We start from the raw sequence: 19,535 nt of genomic DNA on the forward strand, positions 1-19,535 counted from the left end.
GGTTCTGTCAGCTGAATTCGAACCGGTCTCAGTTTGCCACGGAAGCCGCGAACCTATCCGGAACAAAGCTGTCGCCACTCGCTAAGAGCGGCGGCGCGGGTCAGCTTGAAAGTGTCTCTGCTGGTAAGCGATCTTTCTTGGTTGAAGTGGTTGTATACGGAGGAATGGACGGAGGCGAATTTCTGTAAACTTCGCATGCGCCTGAAACGCTGCATGGCGCGTTCGCGTCGTCGAAACGGCAGGTGCGAGTTCTCCACGGGGTTATTGAGCCACCTGCCCGTCCTTTGTTTTTTAACACGCCCAATTGTCTGAGTGCAGCCTTATGGAAAGCAAAACAGTCGGTCACGATCTCATCGGCGCCACCTACCGCTTCATCGATTTCTTGAGGAATTTCAGTGCTGCAGCTTTGTTTCGGCGTTTGGTGACAACGGCCTCCAGTACTTCGCCCTCATGATCAACAGCCCGCCAGAGGTAATGTCTCTTGCCATTAACCTTCACAAAACCTCATCCACGTGCCACTTCCATTTCGAGAGTGCGCGCAGTTGTTGCACCTGCTTTCTTCGGATCTCAGAGGCAATCATCGGACCGAACCTGTTCCACTCATATCGGACAGTTTCGTGGCTCACGTCGATGCCTCGTTCGTGCAACAGATCTTCGACATTCCGAAGCGAAAGCGGGAAACGGATGTACAGCATCACCGCAAGGCGGATGATCTCGGGACTAGTTTTGAAGTACTCGAAGGATGCAGGTCTGGTCATGGGCAATAGCTACGCAATACCCCTGCCCCACTCAAACAAAGTTCTTTTGACAAGACCATCAGAGCAATTCAATCTGACAAGACGTAATAAAGGCTTGCAATGCTATCTACCTATTGATAGGTAGATAGCATTGCAAGCCCTGACGGAGGTACTCAGATGAAGATTTATGATGTCGAAGGGTTCCCGAACCCTGCCCGTGTTCGTATTGCGCTGGCTGAAAAAGGCGCGTCAGACAAAGTTGAATTCATCCCTGTGGATGTGATGGGCGGCGAACATCGCACGCCTGAGTTCAAAGCCAAAAACCCCGATGCCGCAGTGCCTTGTTTGGAACTGGAAGATGGATCGCACATCGCTCAATGCAACGCGATCACTGAATATATCGACGCAACCTTCGATGGCCCATCATTGACCGGCGTGACTGCGCAAGAGCGTGCCCGAATCTCGATGATGAACCTGCGCGCGGAAAACGGTCTGTTGAATGCGGTCGGCACCTACTTCCACCATGCCACACCTGGCCTCGGCCCGGACCTGGAAACCTATCAATGCGCCGAATGGGGCAACAAACAGAAAGAGGTTGCCGGAAACACCATGGCCTATCTGGATGCGGTATTGGCCGAAAACGAATACTTGGCTGGAGACACATTCTCGGTGGCTGATATCACCGCCTTTGCAGGATTGGCGTTCGCCGATTTTGCTAAAGTTGAAATTCCTGAAACCCTGACCAACCTGCAAGCTTGGCGTGCTAAGATGGCGGCCCGTCCATCTATCGCCGGCTAAGCGAGAACTGCCATTTAAGTTGAAAGGACCCCTCCCATGGAACTCAACTCGGACTTCTCTTCGCGTGTCGTTGTTCACTCTGATCAGCTTGAGTGGCGGGCCTCGCCCATGAAGGGTGTGGACCGGCGCATGCTGGACCGAATTGGTGGCGAAGTCGCCCGCGCCACCACCATTGTGCGCTATGCACCAGGCAGCAAATTCTCGGCCCACACCCATACGGGTGGTGAAGAGTTCATAGTTTTGGACGGCGTCTTTCAGGATGAGCATGGCGATTTTCCCGAAGGCACTTATGTGCGCAATCCCCCAACGACCGAGCATACGCCCGGCTCAGAACCCGGCTGCACGATCTTCGTCAAACTCTGGCAGTTTGACATGGATGATCGCAATCAGTTCCGCAAAACCATGGCCGACGAACTGGCCGCACCCGTGAACGGGGTCGCCACTGCGACCCTGCACAAGGATGACCGCGAGGTTGTCACTTACAGCCATGTTGATGCAGGCACCGAGATTACTTCGAATGCGCCGGGTGGAATCGAGCTGTTAATGATTGGCGGATCGCTGACCTCGGGCGGTGACGTTCTGAAAAAGAACGACTGGCTACGCCTGCCTGAGGGTGAAGCGCTGTCGGCTATGGCTGGCCCAGACGGGGCGAAGGTCTGGATGAAGACTGGCCACCTGCCCTTTGCACAGCCACCGGTGGTTTAATTCATGAGTAGCAAGAAACCTCTGGCGATTGTCGCCGGTGCGGGGGCTGGCCTTGGCCAGTCCCTTCTCGCGCGGTTTCAGGCAGGTGGCATGACGGCCATTGGTCTTGGACGGACGCAGCCGCAGGAAACGATCGCGCCGTTTCATCAGGTCGATCTGTCCGATCCGAGTGCGGTTGCGCCAGTGATTTCTGAATTGATCGCTACGCATGGCCCGCCGAAGATCGTGGTGCACAATACGGCTGAGCTGGTGATCGCGCCATTCCCCGAAACCGCATTGGAAGACTATCAGAGAACGTGGACATCAATGGTGCAATCTTTGGTCCTGCTGGGGCAATGTGTTCTGCAACCGATGGTGCGCGGCGGTGGTGGCGCGCTGATCGTTTCGGGGGCCACAGCGTCGCTGCGCGGCGGCCCACGGTTTTCCGCTTTTGCGTCGGCTAAGTTCGCCCTGCGCGGGCTGACACAATCGCTGGCTCGTGAATATCAACCGGCTGGCGTACATATCTCGCACGTCGTTCTGGACGGGATCATCGATACACCCCGCTCGCGGGATTTGCACTCGCTGGATCAGTCGAAGATGATGAAACCGGACGAGATTGCCGAGGCCTACTGGCAGTTGGCTCATCAACCGCAATCCACCTGGACCCATGAGCTGGACCTGCGCCCGGCATCTGAGGGGTTCTGAGCGATGCAGACGCAAACTCTGATCATTGGAGCAGGCATTTCTGGCCTCTGCCTTGCGCGACAGCTACAGACACAAAGCCATGACTACCTGCTGGTCGAAGCGCGGGATCGTCCGGGCGGGCGTATCCTGACGGAAAGGCTGGAGGGTGGGTATTTCGACATGGGTCCAGCCTGGTTCTGGCCCGGACAGCCGCGTATTGCAGCGTTAATAAAGCGGCTCGGACTGGAGTGGTTCGAGCAATATTCAACAGGCGCTCTCAGCTTTGAAAACGAGATCGGCCAGGTCGAGCGCGATCGCGGGTTTGCCTCGATGCAAGGATCTTATCGCTTGAAAGGTGGTCTGGGCGCCCTCACTGATGCGCTTGCCGCTGAGATACCGTCGAAGCGGCTCATCTTATCCGCGCCAATCGTCGGGTTAGAGAAGTCTGCGTCTGGGATCACCACGACCGCTCAAACTGGGCAAGTCATCCATGCTCAGGAAGTCGTACTGGCCCTCCCTCCTCGCGTGGCGAGCAAGATCGCGTTCTCACCTGCTTTACCAGATGAAGCTTTAGCGGCAATGACCGGGATCGCGACTTGGATGGCCGGACAGGCCAAAGCCATCGCTGTCTATGATACCCCGTTCTGGCGCACGGTCGGGCTGTCCGGTGACGCGATGAGCCGCAGGGGGCCGATGGTGGAAATACACGACGCCTCCCCTGCCGAGGGCGGACCTTACGCGTTGTTCGGCTTTATCGGCTTACCCCCGCGCACCCGCAGCAACGAAGAACGGCTGCGGCAGTTGCTCAAAGAGCAACTGTCCAGGCTGTTCGGCGCCGCAGCTGCGGAGCCAAAGACACTCTATGTTAAAGACTGGGCCTTTGACCCGTTCACCTCTATCGAAGCGGATCAACAGCCGTTATACGCTCATCCGCAATACGGGCTGCCCCATGCGATGACCCGTCTGTGGGATGGCCGACTAATCTTTGGCGGGACCGAAGTTGCACCACAGTTCGGGGGCTATATCGAAGGCGCCCTGGAGTCTGCGGAAAACGCGCTGGCCCTGATCATGACGGAAAAGGTTTGAGCACGTATGACGAGTGATACCAAGACTGCCCTTTTGGATGTTGCCGAACACGCTGCGCGCGCGAGGGGGTTTGACGGGTTCAGCTATGCCGATCTGGCAGAGGCGGTGGGTATTCGCAAGGCGTCAATCCACTATCATTTCCCGACCAAAGCAGCGCTGTCGGCGGCACTCATGGGTCGCTATCATGAGACCCTGCAAGCAGAGTGCAACCGCATCCGGTTAGAACACAAAACCGGGGCCGAGCAATTGCTGGCCCTGATCGACCTCTACCGGCATGCACTCAATGACGGGAAAACCTTGTGTCTCTGCGTGTCGCTCATCAGCAGCCGTGAAAGCCTTTCGGATGACGTGATCCAAAAGATCAGAAAATTCCGCGCCATGATGGTTACCCAAATCGAAGAGATCCTGAAGCTTGGCCAAGAAGACAAATCAATCACCGGCATCACCGATCCTACCTCGGAGTCCCGCGCGGTACTGGCCCTTTTGGAAGGCGCGCATCTGACCGCGCGCGCAGAAGAGAATGTGAATACCTTCGATGAGGCTTTGGGCGTTTTAAAGTCCCGCTGTTGACCTTCGCCCCGACACATCGGATCGTTGCCGCAAGCAATTCATTTGATATTCGGAGCTTCCATTATGCCCAAAGTCATTCTGATCACCGGCACGTCATCCGGCCTTGGTGTTCAAATCGCCGTACAAGCAGCCCAAGCGGGCCATACTGTCTACGCTACTATGCGAAACCTCGCCAAGCGTGGCATCTTGGATGCGGCCGCCTCTGACGCTGGCGTCAATTTCAACGTGCTTGAGCTGGACGTGCAGAACAGCGCCAGCGTAAACGCCGCAGTCGATCAGATCATCGCGAACGAGGGGCGGATCGATAAGCTGATCAACAATGCGGGTGCTGGATTTGTTCGCACAACCGAACAAGCCAGCGAAGAAGACGTCGCCTGGGTCATGGACGTGAATTTCATGGGTGTCGTGCGCTGCACAAAAGCGGTGATGCCACACATGCGCGCAGCGCGCTCGGGCCATGTCATCACAATCTCATCCGTAGGCGGCCTTGTGGGTCAGCCGTTCAACGAGATCTACTGCGCCGCAAAGTTCGCCGTTGAGGGATACACTGAGGCTCTGGCCAGCTATGTCACGCCCAATTTCGGTATCCATTTCTCGACAGTTGAACCGGGCGGTATTCAATCCGAGTTTGCGACCAATGTGCTTAAACATGTCGAGGCCACGGGCGGGATGCTTGAGGATGAGTATCTACCTATTCTCCAGAAGTATATCGGCGGCGCTCAGGCGCGAATGGATGGCAGCGATATCTATCAAACTTCGGAACAAGTGGCATCAGTTGTCATGGGCGTGGTTGAAGCCTCTGACCCGCCGATCCGCGTTCGCACTTCAAACTGGGGTGAGGCGTTTACTCGCCTGAAAACCGAAGCAGACCCGGATGGAAAAAAGCAACAAGCAGCCGTGATTGAGCAGTTCCTAAGCTAAAACCTTACTGGTGTAAGTCTGCTAGGAATGCGGCAGCCTTGCTGCAATTGCCACAGGTTTCCATGCTGCATCAACGGCGACGTCCGCTTTTTGCGATGTCGAGGAACACCAGCACGCGTCGATCATGCGTACAATCCCTGATCCTTTTCGGATCGGTTTCTGTCGGCAATGTCGTAAAGCTTTTCGCGACCAGCGCCATGAAAAGGGTGCTGTCAGACGAATTCGAACCAGTCTCTATTAGGCCAGTGACGCTGTCCTTTATCCAGCACCAAGTTCGCGCCACTCGCTAAGAGCGGCGCTTCGTGTCAACTTGAAGGTGTCTCGGCTGGTCAGCGATCTTTCCTAGTTGAAGTGGTTGTAGACGGAGAAATGGACGGAGGCGAATTTCTGTCGACTTCGCATGCGCCTGAAACGTTGCATCGCGCGTTCGCGTCGTCGAAACGGCTGGTGCGAGTTCTCGACGCGGTTGTTGAGCCACCTTCCCGTCTTTTGTGTTTCGAGCGCGCCCATTTCTCTGAACGCAGCTCGATACGACGCGAAGCGATCGGTGACTACTTCTTCAGCTTTACCGCGCCGCCTCATCGATTTCCTGAGGAATTTCAATGCTGCTTGCTTGTTTCGACGTTTGGTAACGATTGCTTCCAGCACTTCGCCCTCATGATCGACGGCCCGCCAAAGACAAAGCCGCTTACCATTCACCTTCACGAAAACCTCGTCCGCGTGCCACTTCCATTTGGAGTATGCTCTCAATTGCTGAGCACGCTTTCTTCGGATCTCAGCAGCAAACATCGGGCCAATCCTGTTCCACCAATATCGGACAGTTTAGTGCCTCACGTCGATGCCTCGCTCGTGCAACAAGTCTTCGACATTCCGAAGCGATAGCGGGAAACGGATGTACAGCACTACCGCAAGACGGATGATATCGGGGCTGGTTTTGAAGTATTTGAAAGAGGCAGGTCTGGTCATGGGCAAAAGCTATGCAACACCCCTGCCCGCCTCAAGACAAGTTCTTCTGACAAGACCAAACAGAATGCCTTATGAGCTAGCGATGAATAGTCTAATTTCGAGCTTGCCGTAGACTACCTCTTCAGCTTTTTGCCCGATGGAAGAAAAGCTGAGCGACGATGATAACACTTGTAAGTCCACCAGTTTTCGCGCTTCAGGTCGGCTATCGGGGCGAAATAACAATGGTTCTGAACTTGCGAAGGGAACCATTACACTCCGGCGAAGAGTATTTGTTTCTTGCGGTCTGCATCCCTTTGACACAAAACGAAATCGTTCTCATGCAAAAAGCCCTGAGGGGAGGACGCAACTAAAAAATGCCCAAAATCATCTCGCCCTGCGACTAACGCAACCAAAGTTTTCACGCCATTCTGCTGTTTCATTGAAGGCTTTATGAAACGCAACGCCGCACCAATGCGTCTATCGTCTGTGTTATTGGGCCCTGATGCGTGAAAGAGATGCCCGTGATGCATGGATGCCTGCCCTGCACGCAATTCGGCAGCAACTGCATCATTTTCGTTCACATCGACTGCGATTTCCTGCCCACGTGATAACAGATTGTTTTCGCTGAAAGTGTCCACGTGAGGCACGATACGGCTTTTGTGGCTGCCAGGAACAAACTTCATACACCCGCTTTGCTCGGACGCTTCTGAAATCGCAACCCAACAGGTAACCTCTTCAGCATCATCCAATCCCCAATAGGTCAAGTCTTGGTGCCACGAGACTATCTTCGATGATCGCGCTTCTTTTACGAAAAGTGCACCGCTCCAAACCATGAGGTCCGGCCCTAACACCGTTGAAGCAGCCTCAATCAGCTTCGGATGGCGAAGTAGTGCATCGAATGATGGTATCAGCCTGTCCGGATAAGAATATAGAAGCTTAAGTTTATCTGGGTCGTCTCTGAGAATGCGCTCTGCTTCCTCAAAATCATTGCGCAGCGCTTGGACCTCAGAAACTGTCAGGATATCCAGCGGAGCTACGAAACCGTCTCTTTCATAAGTCTTTGCAATATCACGCGTTCGTTTATCCATTTTCATTATCCGGAAAAGTTAACTGCACCTTCATTGATTGGGTTCGATCAGACGCGACCTCGAAAGCAGTGATGGCCTCGCCAACCTCGAAGGAATGCGTCACCAACTGGTCGACGTTTATTAGTCCGCTTCGCATCATCTCGACCGCGACTGAGAACTCGGAATGGAAACGGAAAGACCCGCGAAGCACTATCTCTTTTGCAGTCAACGCCTGCATCGGCACAGTCATATCTCCGCCCAGACCAAGCTGAACCAATGTTCCACCCGGTCGCAAGCATGCGACGCCAGAAGCCAGAGCCGATTGAGCCCCGGAACACTCCAGTTGTACATCAACCTGACCCTTGTCGTTTTCAAACTGCTCCAGTTTTTGTGGATCGGTGTAGGTGTTGATGACATCGTCTGCCCCGCATCCACGCGCCAGAGCGAGGGTCTGGTCCGAGATATCCGTCGCCACTATTCTGGCCGCCCCAGAACGACGCGCCGCCAAGATCGTAAGGCAGCCGATTGGACCGCATCCCGTGATAAGAACCGTTTTACCTAAGAGGCTCCCGGCTTGTTTAATCGCGTGCAAACAGACCGCCAAAGGTTCGGCCATAGCGGCCTGCGCAGGACTTAACTCATCTGCTGGAACGCATTGACTGGCTTTCGCTACGAGTTTGCTTTGAAAAGCACCTTGGATATGCGGGAACGGCATCGCGCTGCCATAGAACTTCATATCAAGACAGTGGTTTTGCTGCCCGTTCAGACAATAACTGCAGGATTGGCAAGGTCGGGATGGAGAAACTGCAACCAGTTGACCTAAATGCAACCCCTGCACACTTGACCCAACTCTCACTATTTCCCCGGCGATTTCGTGTCCAAGCACCATCGGTTGACGCAACTTGATCGCGCCGAAACCACCGTGGTTATAATAATGCAGGTCAGAGCCGCAAATCCCTCCCGCGCGCATGGCAATCAAGACTTCGTCTGGCCCCACGTCGTGCACATCCCGGTTTTCCAACCTCAGATCTTTTGCGGCATGGATAACAACAGCAACACTGGCCGAAGACATTGCACGGACTCCCTATACAGATTGCCAAAAGATACGGATAGTCGGTGCTGACAACCAAGGGATTTTTGCATGACGCTTGAAATGTTTAGCCTAGAGGGAACACGCGCGCTCGTAACAGGCTCTAGCCAAGGCATCGGATTTGCGTTGGCTCGTGGTTTGGCTGCCGCCGGTGCGCAGGTCGTTTTGAACGGTCGCGATGCCACTAAACTAGCGGCAGCAGCATCCGAGCTGAGCGAAACAGGTGCCTCGGTACGCGAACTTTCGTTCGATGCAACCGATCATGAAGGTGTCCGATCTGCTGTGGACGACTTTGAAGAAAAAGTCGGCCCAATAGACATCCTGATAAACAACGCCGGAATGCAACATAGGACGGAGTTACAGGATTTCCCCGCTGATGCCTTCGAGCGCCTGCTACAGACAAATGTAGCGTCCGTCTTTCACGTCGGTCAGGCTGTGGCACGGCACATGATTGAAAGAAAGTCTGGTAAGATCATTAACATTGCGTCGGTTCAATCCGCACTAGCAAGACCGGGTATTGCGCCTTACACGGCGACAAAAGGCGCCGTGACCAATCTTACAAAAGGAATGGCAACTGATTGGGCTAAGTATGGTCTAAACTGCAATGCCATTGCACCTGGATATTTCGATACACCTTTGAACGCCGCCTTGGTTGCCGACCCAGAGTTTAGCTCATGGCTTGAGAAACGTACCCCGGCCGGTCGCTGGGGCAATGTAGAAGAACTTGTCGGCGCCGCCATTTTCCTTGCCTCCCCTGCATCCAGTTTCGTCAATGGTCATACTCTCTATGTCGATGGTGGAATAACGGCGTCACTTTGATCTGCAGCTTCCAATCGTCTGCTAAGTAAGACTGACTTAGATATCGTTCATAGCGCCGACGCCAAGGCAATTACCACAACAACCATTAATGAAGCGGCCATCGCAATATTGATCCTTTGATGCGATCTCTCGCTTAAATCAAGGCTACCCAGCTTTGCGCCAGCACCCAGCCAGATCATGTGCACTGGCACCCAAATCATATTGAATACTACGATTTTTATGACGACCTCCCAAACGGGCGCATCGGGCAAAAAGGCAAACCCTGAAAACAATGCTGTGCCGACCACGTAAGCCTTGGGATTGATGAACTGAAGTGTCAGACCGTTCGCAAAACCAAGCGGCGAAACCGCAGGAGAAAATCCGACCTTTGAGCCGGCGCTGGCAATACGCCAGGCGAGAAATACCAAATACCCGACAGAGGCGAATAGCAACAAAGTTCTAAGCACCGGTACAGCCAAAGCGACCGCAGCGACTCCAGAGACAACTAACATCATGTTGATGAACCCGCCCAGCATCAGACCAGCCACAAAGGCGAGTCCAGCTCGAAAACCAAATGCTGATCCAATACCCGCGGTTGTTAGAACACCCGGGCCCGGCGTAACTAGCAGAAAGAAAACCGCGACAGCAAACTCAAACACTTTTCAGATTGGCCTACTACAGATCTCTGCATTCCGGCACAGCTGTGATCACCGATCCGTCCTTATGGTGTTGCAGCAGATTGTCGACAGTCAGGTCACCCATTGCTGCACGCGTCTCAAAAGTCGCGCTACCAGCGTGAGGGAGCAGAACGACATTGGACAACTCGCGCAATGCTTTTGGAACGCGCGGTTCGTCCTCGAAGACATCAAGCCCTGCCCACCCGAGCTCACCGTTTTGCAATGCACTAATTAAGGCAGTTTCGTCAACAACCGAACCTCGACTAACGTTTATCAGAGTGCCGCCTGCCCCCAACGCGCGCAACACCTCAGCGTTGACCAGCTTATTGGTCGACGGGCCGCCGGGCGTGATGCATATGAGGACGTCCACATGCTCTGCCATTTCAACCAAATTGTCGAAATATCGGTACGGGACATCCTTTTGATTGCGGGTGTGATATGAGATTTCGGGTGCCCACGGCTCCAACTTATCAACAATCGCCTGACCAATGCGACCAAGACCAAGAATGCCTATTTTTTGATTGTCCGCTGATCGCGTCAAAGGGGCATTACCTTCAACTTCCCACCGTCCGGACCGAACGTAATTATCGTCACGTATGAGTTCTCGATAACATGACAGCAACAGCAGAACGGCGGTGGTTGCGACTTCTTTGTTCAACACATTGGGCGTGTGCGTCACAACAATCCCACGCTCAGCCGCAGCATTAGCGTCGACGGCGTCGTAGCCGACTCCATAGACGCTAATCATCTTCAGATTACTGAGTGAAATCATTAGGTCATGCGGAACGCCATCATGCCCGTTCGTTACGATATGCGTAATACTTTCCGCGTTGAAATCGTCCATTTGATGAATATTGAACACTGAAGACAGGCGTTCTCGCATCCGTTCAGTGATCCCTCCGATTTGCAACAAGTCAGTCATCTTGGCCGACCTTTTGCCGCTGAACACCAAGCCCATCGATACGAAGCTCCATGACGTCGCCCTTTTTCAGATAAACTGGTTCCGGTTTGATCCCCATTCCAACACCGGGCGGTGTTCCGGTTGAAATGACGTCACCGGGGTGCAGCGTAAAAAGTTGGCTTAGATGCTCAATGATCTCGGCAACGGAAAAGATCATCGTGGCGGTATTCCCGGTTTGCATGCGCTGACCGTTTACATCCAGTGACATACCAAGATTCTGGGGATCCGGCACCTCATCCCGGGTCACTAACCACGGGCCGGTAGGGCCATATGTGTCGCAGGATTTTCCTTTGGTCCATTGACCGGTCAGTTGCGTTTGAAAATGCCTTTCCGACACGTCGTTTACGATGCAATAGCCCGCAACATATTCGAGTGCGTCGGCCTTGGAAACGTATTTGGCCGTCTTACCAATGACGACCCCCAGTTCGCATTCCCAGTCGGTATGTGTAGACCCCCGCGGCATAACAACATCATCATAGGCACCTATGACAGCCGAGTTCGCCTTGAAAAAAAGTATCGGATGCTCGGGAATATCTGCGCCGGTTTCTGCAGCATGGTCCGAGTAGTTCAAACCGATGCAAAGAAATTTGCCGATGTCACCGACACACGGCGCGATACGAGGGTCACCCTCTACAATTGGCAGGTTGTTCGGATCCAATGACCGCAGGTTATCAAGCGTTCCGTCATCCAACATATCCCCCGTGATATCATTGATATGAGCGGACAGATCCCGCAATTGACCCTCAGAGTCGACCAAGGCTGGCTTTTCCGAGCCCTTGGCTCCGTAACGAACAAGTTTCATTTCTGTTCCTTTTAGTGGTTATCGCGTGGCATGAAGCCTCGCGCGATATCGCGGTAGTTTTCTGCACCCTTGAGCGTCATCCCGCGATCCAACCGATCTACTTTTTCGCGGAATAATTCCTGCCAGGGGGATTGGTTGGGCGGGGTTGAATAACCACCCTTTGCCTCCAGATCGCGGGCGCGTTCATGCAGCTCTTCAAGCGAAACCAGCATATCCGCTGTGCCTTTTCCAAGATCGATGCGCAGTCGGTCGCCATTTCGCACCAAGGCCAACCCACCACCCTCTGCAGCTTCGGGTGAGGCATTCAGGATAGACGGACTTCCTGATGTACCGGATTGCCGTCCATCACCGATGCAAGGAAGGGCTTCTATGCCCTGTTTCAACAAATATGCGGGCGGCCGCATGTTCACGACCTCTGCAGCACCAGGGTATCCTTTTGGTCCCGCTCCGCGCATAATCAGTATACAGTTTGCGTCGATGTTTTCTGCAGGATCATCGATCCGATGGTGAAAGTCCTCAGGCCCATCAAACACAACCGCCCTGCCCTCAAATGCATCAGGATCATCCGGGTTCGACAGGTAGGTCTCTCGAAATGCCTTTGAGATCACAGATGTTTTCATAATCGCACTCTCGAACAGGTTGCCTGAGAGATTGATGAACCCCGCCTGTCGCTTAACCGGGCTACTTACAGGCTTGATTACGTCGCTGTTCTGAGACCGGCGCGTCGAGCAGTTATCGCCCATCGTCTTACCGTTCACCGTTATCGCATCGGGATGCGGCAGCAATCCAGCATCAAGAAGCTCTCCGACAACGGCGGGTACACCTCCGGCCTGTTGGTAATCTTCGCCCAGATACTCACCCGCAGGCTGCATGTTAACCAACAGTGGAACGTCGTGGCCAAGTTTCTGCCAGTCATCGTTGGTCAACGGAACACCAAGATGCCGAGCGATTGCATTCAGGTGGATCGGCGCATTCGTCGATCCACCAATCGCAGAGTTGATAACAATCGCATTCTCAAAAGCCTGACGTGTCATCACATCGCTGGGGCGTAGATCCTCCCAGACCATGTCCACAATGCGTTTACCCGTTTCATAACTGATTTGACCGCGCTCTCTGTACGGGGCTGGTATGGCGGCTGATCCGGGCAATTGCATACCCAAGGCCTCAGCAAGCGAATTCATGGTCGTTGCTGTTCCCATCGTATTGCAATAACCCACCGAAGGTGCTGCGGCGGCTGCGATTTCCATGAACTCATCGGTGTCGATTTCGTCAGCCGCAAGGTCTTCGCGCGCTTTCCAAATAACCGTTCCCGATCCGGCGCGCTCACCTTTCCACCAGCCGTTGAGCATGGGGCCGACCGACAGGGCGATCGCTGGGATGTTGACGGTCGCAGCGGCCATAAGAAGCGCGGGCGTGGTCTTGTCGCAACCAATGTTCAGAACAACGCCGTCAATCGGATACCCGAATAGACTCTCAACCAAGGACAGATAAGCCAGGTTGCGGTCGAGTGACGCCGTTGGCCGTTTACCTGTCTCTTGTATCGGGTGGACCGGTATTTCGATGCACGTTCCCCCGGCGGCGATGATTCCATCGCGAACACGTTTGGACAATTCGATATGATGCCGATTACAGGGGCTCAAATCACTGCCGGTCTGAGCAATGCCAATGATCGGTTTGCCTGATTGCAGTTCCTCACGGGTCAATCCGTAATTCAGGTATCTTTCCAGATACAATGCCGTCATCTCAAGGTTCTCAGAATTCATGAACCACTTGCGAGATCGCAAATCGTTTTTTGATACTTTTCTCATTGGCCTGACCAACCCCCGTCAATTATATGCGTGTGTCCTGTGGTGAATGCACTTTCATCGCTCGCCAGATAGACGACCAATGCAGCAATCTCTTCTGCTTTCGCTACACGCCCCATAGGCTGACGCGCCACAAATTGTGCAAGGGCCTCTTCTCTGCTGCCCAATTGCTCTCCCAACGCATCTACGCGGTCACGCCAACTGGGACTATCGACTGTTCCCGGACAAATGCAATTGCACCGGATTCCTTTTGTTATGAAGTCCACGGCTACCGATTTCGTCAGCCCGACAACAGCGGCTTTTGTCGTTCCATATACAAAACGATTTGGCGCACCGATTATGGAACCCAGCGCGGAAGACATATTGATTATCGAGCCTCCTCCGCGCTCTAGCATTCCCGGCAATACAGCCTTTGTCGTGCGCACCATTGAGCGCACATTAAGGTCCATTGCGAAATCCCACTCTTCATCGGTTGCACCCAGAATAGTTCCGTGATGCACGAACCCTGCGCAGTTGAACAAAACGTCCGGCTTCGCTCGCGCGACCCCATGATGAATGCTGTCATTATTCGTCACATCCATCTCGAATATTTCGAGATTTTCGAGATTCCGACCGCGAATCAAATTTAGTTTTTCAGGGTTAATATCCGTCGCATAGACTTTTGCACCCTCTCTTGCCATTGCAATTGCGCTTGCAAGTCCGATCCCCTGTGCGGCGGCTGTGACCAAGACGCTTTTTCCCTTAAGTCTTTCTGACATATAAATATTCCGACCTCAAAAGTGGCGACTGGACAAGTGTTACTTCGTCCCACAGATCAACCGAGAAGCAAAGAAACCTTGGCGGATTTGCAACGACTTCTGGCATGTGGGCACAGAGCCGTTAGCGTATGACAGAGATTTTGGTTTGGCCATAACCATGCGTGGCGCACCTTCGGAAGGACAGTAGATGATGAGCAAGCAGTTCAAAGTGGCTCTGTTGGGAACCGGCCTGATGGGAGCTCCTATGGCGCGGAATATTTTGCGCGCCGAGTTTCCGCTCACTGTATGGAACCGCAGCTTGAAAAAGGCAAAACCGTTGACAGCAGAAGGCGCGACATTGGTGGAAACTGCCCCGCTGGCGGTTTCGGGTGCAGACGTAATAATAACCATGCTCTCGGATGGATATGCGACCGGCGCGCTACTTGCTGACGAGGCTTTCCGCGAGCGACTCAAACCGGGGATGATCTGGATTGATATGTCGAGCGCCAAACCCGAACACGCAAGAGAGCAATCCGCGCAGCTTTCCTCGATGGGGGTGCTGCATCTGGACGCCCCGGTTTCCGGTGGCACCAAAGGTGCCGAAGCTGGCACCCTTGCGATCATGGTCGGTGGCGATCAGGACGTTATGGAGCGCGTGCGACCAGTTCTGACAGCAATGGGCCGGCCTGTACATGTTGGCCCAAGTGGTTCTGGTCAATTGTGCAAATTGGCCAATCAAACAATTGTCGCTGTAACAATATCGGCAGTCGCCGAGGCGACTCTACTGGCTCAGCAAGGTGGTGCGGACCCCACCGCGTTGAGGGCCGCACTGAAGGGGGGCTTTGCGGATAGTATTATCTTGCAACAACATGGCGAACGCATGTCTGATGGAAATTTTGCACCCGGAGGTTTGTCTAAGTTTCAACTAAAGGATTTGGACAACACGCTGGAGGAAGCACGAAGCCTTGGCGTTGAGCTACCTAGCACCCGATCTGTGCGCGACCGTTTCGAATATCTGATAGACGAAATGGATGGGGCCGAACTGGATCATTCGGCTTTGTATCTAGAACTCAAAAAACGGAACGGAATGCTGTGACGCGGATCCTGATTATAGGCGGCGGAGGAATGCTGGGTCAGAAACTGGCCCATCGCGTGTCGACCCAAGAAACCTTCGGAGCCGATGCCCAAGTCTCACTGTTCGATCTCTCGTTCCCGCCCGACAGTGCGGCAGGTAATCAAATTGTGGGGAACTTGACTGCGTCAGGCATAGCTAAGTCTTTTGCTACGCAGCGGCCAGACGTCATTTTTCATCTTGCAGCTATCGTTTCAGGCCAAGCTGAAACAGACTTTGCGTTGGGTTGGGATGTAAACCTTATGGCAACGTGGGCACTGCTGAACGCACTTAAGGATGAACACGAGGCATCAGGAAACGAGTACACACCTCGTCTGGTTTTTGCCTCGTCCATAGCAGTTTTCGGGTCACCATTCCCCGAAAAGATAAGCGATGAGTTCCTCTCGGCACCTTTGACAAGTTACGGAGCGCAGAAAGCGGCGGCTGAATTGATGATCACGGATTTCAGCAGGAAAGGATACATCGACGGTATTTCCTTGCGCTTGCCCACTTTGTGTGTGCGCCCGGGCAAAGCCAACGCTGCCGCTTCGTCCTTCTTTTCGGGTATAATCCGAGAGCCATTGAATGGGGATGAGGCTGTCTTGCCAGTTGCCGAAACCGTTCGCCACTGGCACGCCAGCCCCCGCGCCGCTGCGACTTTTTTGACCCACGCAGCAACAATGGACACACAGCTTTTGAATGACAGACGCGCATTGAACATGCCTGGCGTAAGTTGCACCGTCGCCGAACAAATCGAAGCTCTGCGCAAAGTGGCAGGTCAAGACGCGGTTGGCCTAATCAGGCGAGAACCCGACGAGGCAATCGAACGAATAGTCAAGAATTGGCCGCGCGACTTTCAAACAGATCGCGCTCTGGAGTTGGGGTTCGAAGCGGAATCAAGCTTCGACGAAATCATTCGCGTGTATTTAGAAGACGATTTTCGGCTTTAGTCGCCCATCGTCTTTCCAGTTAGGTGGCGTTCCAGATGATCGTGAATTTTCTCTCGTGTTAACTGCTCATCCCCTGACAATGCTGCTTCAAGTATATCGGCATGGTGTCTTATGTTCTGAGAAATGAATTCAAAGTTCCGGTCTGCAACCATCAACTGCTGCCTGAACTGCGCGTAAACTCGGCTATGCATTTGTTTTAAAGTTTCCGAGCCACAGGCAGAAATAAGTGTTTGGTGAAACTCCTTTTCCGAGGCAAACCATATCTCGATAAGGCCGCTCGGGTCGTCTGTGGCGTGAATGCGTTTTTCGATATGGCTGAGTTTGTGATGTGCGGCCGTCAATCTTGCTTCCCAATCCACCCCGCCATTACGGATCGACATTGCGGTGCCTTCGGCCTCCAACAGAACACGGACGTGCGTCAATTCGATAAGCTTCTGCGGCGAACGCATTGGCACGCGGAAACCTTTTTGTTCCTGAAAGTCCACCAAACCAACAGCGGCCAAACGAAAAAGGACTTCACGAACGGCGCTCGCAGAACAGCCATACACTTTACGAAGTTCTTCAGCCCGCACCTTCGCTCCATGCTCGAATCCATTAGAGATCAGGCGCATCTTAAGATCTTGATAAATATCTATTTCGTCGTTCATTCCAGTATGCACCTTCAAGTTTTGTCCAAGTAGCGTCCTAACCTTATTTTCGAATTATCGCAAGAATCTCGAAATTTTTAGAAATTTCAATTTTTTCTTGTTGCATTCGATTCGTCGGCTTAACGTTTACCTGCGCGACAGCAAAGGAGGCGGCAAGATCTTCCACACCGCGCACGCTCAACGTCTGGGAGGACAATATGAAAATAGTCAAGACAGCGGCCCTGGCGGCCGTAGCCACGACAATGGCAGCCGGTTTCGCGATGGCTGAAACAACGAAGCTTAGAATTCAAACCCATTTTTCGCCCGAAACTCTGTCAGGCCAGATGGCTGCAAAATTCGTTGAAGACATTCAGGAAATGTCGAACGGCGAAATCGAAGTTGAAATGTTCTATTCCTCTTCGGTGGTCAAATCAGTTGAAACCTTCGATGCCGCAGCTACCGGAATTCTGGATTGCGACATGACGGGCGGCGGCTATCAGACCGGTAAAAACCCGGCCTTCCAGTTTGCGGGCGACCTGCTCGGCGGATATCAGAACCCATATCAGCAAATGGCTTGGCTTCTTCATGGCGGCGGAAGAGAAGCTGTAAATGATCTATACAACGGCTACGACATGGAATTCATCGGATGGTGGATTCCCGGGCCAGAGTCGCTGTCTTCGACCAAGCCGATTGCAAAAGTGGAAGACTTCAAGGATTGGAAGTTCCGCTCGCCTCCAGGCCTTGCAACCAAGGTGTTCGCGGAACTTGGTGCTTCTCCGATCGTGATGGACTTCAACGAAATCTTCACGGCTTTGGAAACCGGTATCATTGATGGTGCGGATGCTGCGAACCTGACGAACAATGTGGGCCTCGGTCTGTACGAGATCGCAGGCCACACAAACTATCCCGGTTTCCACTCGATGCCTGCAGATCACCTAGCTTGTCGCAAAGACGTCTGGGAAGCGATGCCCGCGCATCACAAGAAGATCATGGAAGTCGCAATGGATAGCCTGGCATTGCACAATGCCACAATCAATGAAGTGCAGAACGCTCAGACTGCAAAAGACCTGAAGGCAAAAGGCGTTCAGTTGTACGAATGGTCGCCTGAAGACCTGGCAGCGTATCGCGCGGCCGTTCAGGTCGGTTGGACGGAGTTCGCAACGACACCTGAAGCACAGGCGCTTTTGGAAAGCCACATCAACTTCCTGCGTGACCTGGGCGCAATGCAGTAATCAGGCTTCGATCGAACTACGACACACGGAAAGGCCGCACTTGCGGCCTCTCCGGATCGGCGCCGGGATCCAGAACTTCATGAAAATCACCAGAATAATAAGTCATGTACTGCAGTACGACATGCCGGAAGTTCTGGGCTACTCGCAACAGTATTATGACAAGCGTACAACCCATCTGGTCGAGATTCAGACAGATGAAGGGGTAACCGGTTGGGGGGAGTGCTTTGGTCCCGGAAACGTAGCCATTGCGAACAAATCCATCGTGGAAAAGGTAATCCAACCAATGGTCCTTGGCATGGACCCTTTGGACAAAGACGTGATCTGGCACAAGGTGTACAATCTTTTGCGAGACCATGGCCAAAGCGGAATGCCAATACAGGCTTTGTCCGGGGTGGACATCGCACTTTGGGACATCTCCGGCAAAATCTCTGGCCTCCCCCTCCATAAGCTTGTCGGCGGGGCTCATCGCGCAAGCGTTCCTTGCTACGGCTACGGCATGATGCTCCGGGATGAACCGATTTCTAGTCTTGCAAGCCGTTTTGAGGATGAAGCCGCAAAGATCAAGGCAATGGGATTTACCGCCACCAAAATGAAAACGGGCTTTGGCCCGAAGCCTGATGTGAAACTGTGCGAAGCAGTTCGACGCGGAGTTGGTGACGACTTTCCTTTTATGGTCGATGCAAACCATGCCTATACGACTTCAGACGCGTTCTTTGTCGGTCGGGCGCTGGAAGAACTGGACGCATATTGGTTCGAAGAACCGGTCGCGCCAGAAGACATTGACGGATACCGCGAACTGCGCACTTCGCTTAAAGTAAACATCTCGGGCGGAGAGGCGGTATTCAATCGCTGGGCATGGCGCAATCTTCTTGAAAACCGTGGCATCGATATCGCGCAGCCAGAGGTTTGTGCTTTGGGCGGTGTTTCAGAGTATCTCAGGGTACTGTCTCTATGCCACGCACATTTCATTCCGGTCGTAAATCACGTCTGGGGTAGCGCCATCGCCGTCGCAACTAATCTGCATTTACTAGCGGCCATGCCCGCAATTCCAGGCGGCTTGCATCCATGGGAGCCGATGCTGGAGTTCGACACAACGGACAACAAGTTTCGGGACGATCTGCTGACCGAACCGCTGGAAATTCAAAATCAGGTCAAGGCCAACAACGGCCGTGTCACGATCCCGACTGGCCCCGGATTGGGTGTCGAGCCGGACCGAGACTTTATCGATCACTACAGGATCGAAGGATAGGG

Annotated in this window: 19 protein-coding genes and 2 pseudogenes; 11 read left to right on the forward strand and 10 right to left on the reverse strand. The window is 53.5% G+C overall.

Going from position 1 to position 19,535, the window contains the following annotated elements; all coding sequences use genetic code 11:
• Positions 1-53: 53 nt before the first annotated feature.
• A pseudogene (locus AC2TEM_RS07420) lies at positions 54-758 on the reverse strand (IS6 family transposase).
• Between the two features lie 156 nt (positions 759-914).
• Between AC2TEM_RS07420 and AC2TEM_RS07425 the strand changes: the two are divergent.
• From AC2TEM_RS07425 to AC2TEM_RS07450, 6 genes are all read left to right on the forward strand, one after another.
• The gene (locus AC2TEM_RS07425; RefSeq protein WP_170399737.1) at positions 915-1,535 is read left to right on the forward strand and encodes a glutathione S-transferase family protein; all 621 of its coding nucleotides are present in this window, start codon (positions 915-917) and stop codon (positions 1,533-1,535) included.
• 36 nt (positions 1,536-1,571) lie between these two features.
• The gene (locus AC2TEM_RS07430; RefSeq protein WP_170423938.1) at positions 1,572-2,240 is read left to right on the forward strand and encodes a cupin domain-containing protein; all 669 of its coding nucleotides are present in this window, start codon (positions 1,572-1,574) and stop codon (positions 2,238-2,240) included.
• Between the two features lie 3 nt (positions 2,241-2,243).
• Positions 2,244-2,927 (forward strand): SDR family NAD(P)-dependent oxidoreductase, encoded by a 684-nt coding sequence (locus AC2TEM_RS07435; RefSeq protein WP_170423940.1) that lies wholly within the window; start codon positions 2,244-2,246, stop codon positions 2,925-2,927.
• Between the two features lie 3 nt (positions 2,928-2,930).
• A complete protein-coding gene (locus AC2TEM_RS07440) occupies positions 2,931-3,992 on the forward strand; it encodes an NAD(P)/FAD-dependent oxidoreductase (protein WP_170423942.1) in 1,062 nt (353 codons plus the stop codon).
• A gap of 6 nt (positions 3,993-3,998) precedes the next feature.
• Positions 3,999-4,562 carry a TetR/AcrR family transcriptional regulator gene (locus tag AC2TEM_RS07445; RefSeq protein WP_170423944.1) on the forward strand — a complete coding sequence of 188 codons (564 nt, stop codon included), beginning with the start codon at positions 3,999-4,001 and terminating at the stop codon, positions 4,560-4,562.
• Positions 4,563-4,625: 63 nt separating this feature from the next.
• Complete coding sequence (locus AC2TEM_RS07450) at positions 4,626-5,483, forward strand: SDR family oxidoreductase (RefSeq protein ID WP_170423946.1); 858 nt, start codon at positions 4,626-4,628, stop codon at positions 5,481-5,483.
• Between the two features lie 258 nt (positions 5,484-5,741).
• Here the strand turns inward: AC2TEM_RS07450 and AC2TEM_RS07455 are convergent.
• The 3 genes and pseudogenes from AC2TEM_RS07455 to AC2TEM_RS07465 all read right to left on the reverse strand — a co-directional run bounded on the left by AC2TEM_RS07455 (position 5,742) and on the right by AC2TEM_RS07465 (position 8,567).
• A pseudogene (locus AC2TEM_RS07455) lies at positions 5,742-6,449 on the reverse strand (IS6 family transposase).
• A 248-nt stretch (positions 6,450-6,697) separates the two neighbouring features.
• The gene (locus AC2TEM_RS07460) at positions 6,698-7,516 is read right to left on the reverse strand and encodes a phytanoyl-CoA dioxygenase family protein (protein WP_480790357.1); all 819 of its coding nucleotides are present in this window, start codon (positions 7,514-7,516) and stop codon (positions 6,698-6,700) included.
• Positions 7,509-8,567, reverse strand: a complete 1,059-nt coding sequence (locus AC2TEM_RS07465; RefSeq protein ID WP_170423950.1) for an L-idonate 5-dehydrogenase — start codon at positions 8,565-8,567, stop codon at positions 7,509-7,511. The genes AC2TEM_RS07460 and AC2TEM_RS07465 overlap by 8 nt, the downstream gene beginning before the upstream one ends.
• A 69-nt stretch (positions 8,568-8,636) precedes the next feature.
• Between AC2TEM_RS07465 and AC2TEM_RS07470 the strand changes: the two genes are divergently transcribed.
• The gene (locus tag AC2TEM_RS07470; RefSeq protein ID WP_170403472.1) at positions 8,637-9,404 is read left to right on the forward strand and encodes an SDR family oxidoreductase; all 768 of its coding nucleotides are present in this window, start codon (positions 8,637-8,639) and stop codon (positions 9,402-9,404) included.
• Between the two features lie 47 nt (positions 9,405-9,451).
• On the opposite strand, the gene AC2TEM_RS07475 is transcribed toward AC2TEM_RS07470, so the two are convergent.
• Genes AC2TEM_RS07475 through AC2TEM_RS07495 form a run of 5 tightly spaced genes read right to left on the reverse strand, consistent with a single transcriptional unit; the run spans position 9,452 to position 14,386 of the window.
• Complete coding sequence (locus tag AC2TEM_RS07475) at positions 9,452-10,042, reverse strand: LysE family transporter (protein ID WP_170423952.1); 591 nt, start codon at positions 10,040-10,042, stop codon at positions 9,452-9,454.
• A 16-nt stretch (positions 10,043-10,058) separates the two neighbouring features.
• A complete protein-coding gene (locus tag AC2TEM_RS07480) occupies positions 10,059-10,982 on the reverse strand; it encodes a 2-hydroxyacid dehydrogenase (RefSeq protein ID WP_170423954.1) in 924 nt (307 codons plus the stop codon).
• The gene (locus tag AC2TEM_RS07485) at positions 10,975-11,823 is read right to left on the reverse strand and encodes a fumarylacetoacetate hydrolase family protein (protein ID WP_170423956.1); all 849 of its coding nucleotides are present in this window, start codon (positions 11,821-11,823) and stop codon (positions 10,975-10,977) included. Before AC2TEM_RS07485 ends, AC2TEM_RS07480 begins: the two co-directional genes overlap by 8 nt.
• Positions 11,824-11,834: 11 nt before the next feature.
• A complete protein-coding gene (locus AC2TEM_RS07490) occupies positions 11,835-13,631 on the reverse strand; it encodes an IlvD/Edd family dehydratase (protein ID WP_170423958.1) in 1,797 nt (598 codons plus the stop codon).
• On the reverse strand, positions 13,628-14,386 hold the full coding sequence (locus AC2TEM_RS07495) for an SDR family oxidoreductase (RefSeq protein ID WP_170423960.1): 759 nt from the start codon (positions 14,384-14,386) through the stop codon (positions 13,628-13,630). The genes AC2TEM_RS07490 and AC2TEM_RS07495 overlap by 4 nt, the downstream gene beginning before the upstream one ends.
• A gap of 190 nt (positions 14,387-14,576) precedes the next feature.
• Between AC2TEM_RS07495 and AC2TEM_RS07500 the strand changes: the two genes are divergently transcribed.
• Both AC2TEM_RS07500 and denD read left to right on the forward strand, forming a co-directional pair.
• A complete protein-coding gene (locus tag AC2TEM_RS07500) occupies positions 14,577-15,461 on the forward strand; it encodes an NAD(P)-dependent oxidoreductase (protein ID WP_170423962.1) in 885 nt (294 codons plus the stop codon).
• Positions 15,458-16,426 carry a D-erythronate dehydrogenase gene (denD, locus tag AC2TEM_RS07505; protein WP_170609036.1) on the forward strand — a complete coding sequence of 323 codons (969 nt, stop codon included), beginning with the start codon at positions 15,458-15,460 and terminating at the stop codon, positions 16,424-16,426. Before AC2TEM_RS07500 ends, denD begins: the two co-directional genes overlap by 4 nt.
• Here denD and AC2TEM_RS07510 read toward each other — a convergent pair.
• On the reverse strand, positions 16,423-17,073 hold the full coding sequence (locus AC2TEM_RS07510) for a GntR family transcriptional regulator (RefSeq protein ID WP_170396177.1): 651 nt from the start codon (positions 17,071-17,073) through the stop codon (positions 16,423-16,425). The genes denD and AC2TEM_RS07510 overlap by 4 nt on opposite strands.
• 197 nt (positions 17,074-17,270) lie before the next feature.
• Between AC2TEM_RS07510 and AC2TEM_RS07515 the strand changes: the two genes are divergently transcribed.
• Both AC2TEM_RS07515 and AC2TEM_RS07520 read left to right on the forward strand, forming a co-directional pair.
• Positions 17,271-18,284, forward strand: coding sequence for a TRAP transporter substrate-binding protein (locus AC2TEM_RS07515; protein ID WP_170396175.1), 1,014 nt, complete (start codon positions 17,271-17,273; stop codon positions 18,282-18,284).
• Between the two features lie 79 nt (positions 18,285-18,363).
• Positions 18,364-19,533, forward strand: coding sequence for a mandelate racemase/muconate lactonizing enzyme family protein (locus AC2TEM_RS07520; protein ID WP_170423966.1), 1,170 nt, complete (start codon positions 18,364-18,366; stop codon positions 19,531-19,533).
• Positions 19,534-19,535 lie beyond the last annotated feature (2 nt).

Source organism: Ruegeria sp. HKCCD3925 (assembly GCF_057221175.1).

What these genes read in the sequence shown, in the direction of transcription:
- AC2TEM_RS07450 (WP_170423946.1), top strand. Translation starts at nt 4,626, where the DNA reads ATGCCCAAAGTCATTCTGATCACCGGCACGTCATCCGGCCTTGGTGTT.
- AC2TEM_RS07495 (WP_170423960.1), bottom strand. Translation starts at nt 14,386, where the DNA reads ATGTCAGAAAGACTTAAGGGAAAAAGCGTCTTGGTCACAGCCGCCGCA.
- AC2TEM_RS07485 (WP_170423956.1), bottom strand. Translation starts at nt 11,823, where the DNA reads ATGAAACTTGTTCGTTACGGAGCCAAGGGCTCGGAAAAGCCAGCCTTG.
- AC2TEM_RS07460 (WP_480790357.1), bottom strand. Translation starts at nt 7,516, where the DNA reads ATGGATAAACGAACGCGTGATATTGCAAAGACTTATGAAAGAGACGGT.
- AC2TEM_RS07470 (WP_170403472.1), top strand. Translation starts at nt 8,637, where the DNA reads ATGACGCTTGAAATGTTTAGCCTAGAGGGAACACGCGCGCTCGTAACA.
- AC2TEM_RS07520 (WP_170423966.1), top strand. Translation starts at nt 18,364, where the DNA reads ATGAAAATCACCAGAATAATAAGTCATGTACTGCAGTACGACATGCCG.
- AC2TEM_RS07515 (WP_170396175.1), top strand. Translation starts at nt 17,271, where the DNA reads ATGAAAATAGTCAAGACAGCGGCCCTGGCGGCCGTAGCCACGACAATG.
- AC2TEM_RS07510 (WP_170396177.1), bottom strand. Translation starts at nt 17,073, where the DNA reads ATGAACGACGAAATAGATATTTATCAAGATCTTAAGATGCGCCTGATC.
- AC2TEM_RS07480 (WP_170423954.1), bottom strand. Translation starts at nt 10,982, where the DNA reads ATGACTGACTTGTTGCAAATCGGAGGGATCACTGAACGGATGCGAGAA.
- AC2TEM_RS07490 (WP_170423958.1), bottom strand. Translation starts at nt 13,631, where the DNA reads ATGAGAAAAGTATCAAAAAACGATTTGCGATCTCGCAAGTGGTTCATG.
- AC2TEM_RS07500 (WP_170423962.1), top strand. Translation starts at nt 14,577, where the DNA reads ATGAGCAAGCAGTTCAAAGTGGCTCTGTTGGGAACCGGCCTGATGGGA.
- AC2TEM_RS07435 (WP_170423940.1), top strand. Translation starts at nt 2,244, where the DNA reads ATGAGTAGCAAGAAACCTCTGGCGATTGTCGCCGGTGCGGGGGCTGGC.
- AC2TEM_RS07425 (WP_170399737.1), top strand. Translation starts at nt 915, where the DNA reads ATGAAGATTTATGATGTCGAAGGGTTCCCGAACCCTGCCCGTGTTCGT.
- AC2TEM_RS07440 (WP_170423942.1), top strand. Translation starts at nt 2,931, where the DNA reads ATGCAGACGCAAACTCTGATCATTGGAGCAGGCATTTCTGGCCTCTGC.
- AC2TEM_RS07430 (WP_170423938.1), top strand. Translation starts at nt 1,572, where the DNA reads ATGGAACTCAACTCGGACTTCTCTTCGCGTGTCGTTGTTCACTCTGAT.
- AC2TEM_RS07465 (WP_170423950.1), bottom strand. Translation starts at nt 8,567, where the DNA reads ATGTCTTCGGCCAGTGTTGCTGTTGTTATCCATGCCGCAAAAGATCTG.
- AC2TEM_RS07445 (WP_170423944.1), top strand. Translation starts at nt 3,999, where the DNA reads ATGACGAGTGATACCAAGACTGCCCTTTTGGATGTTGCCGAACACGCT.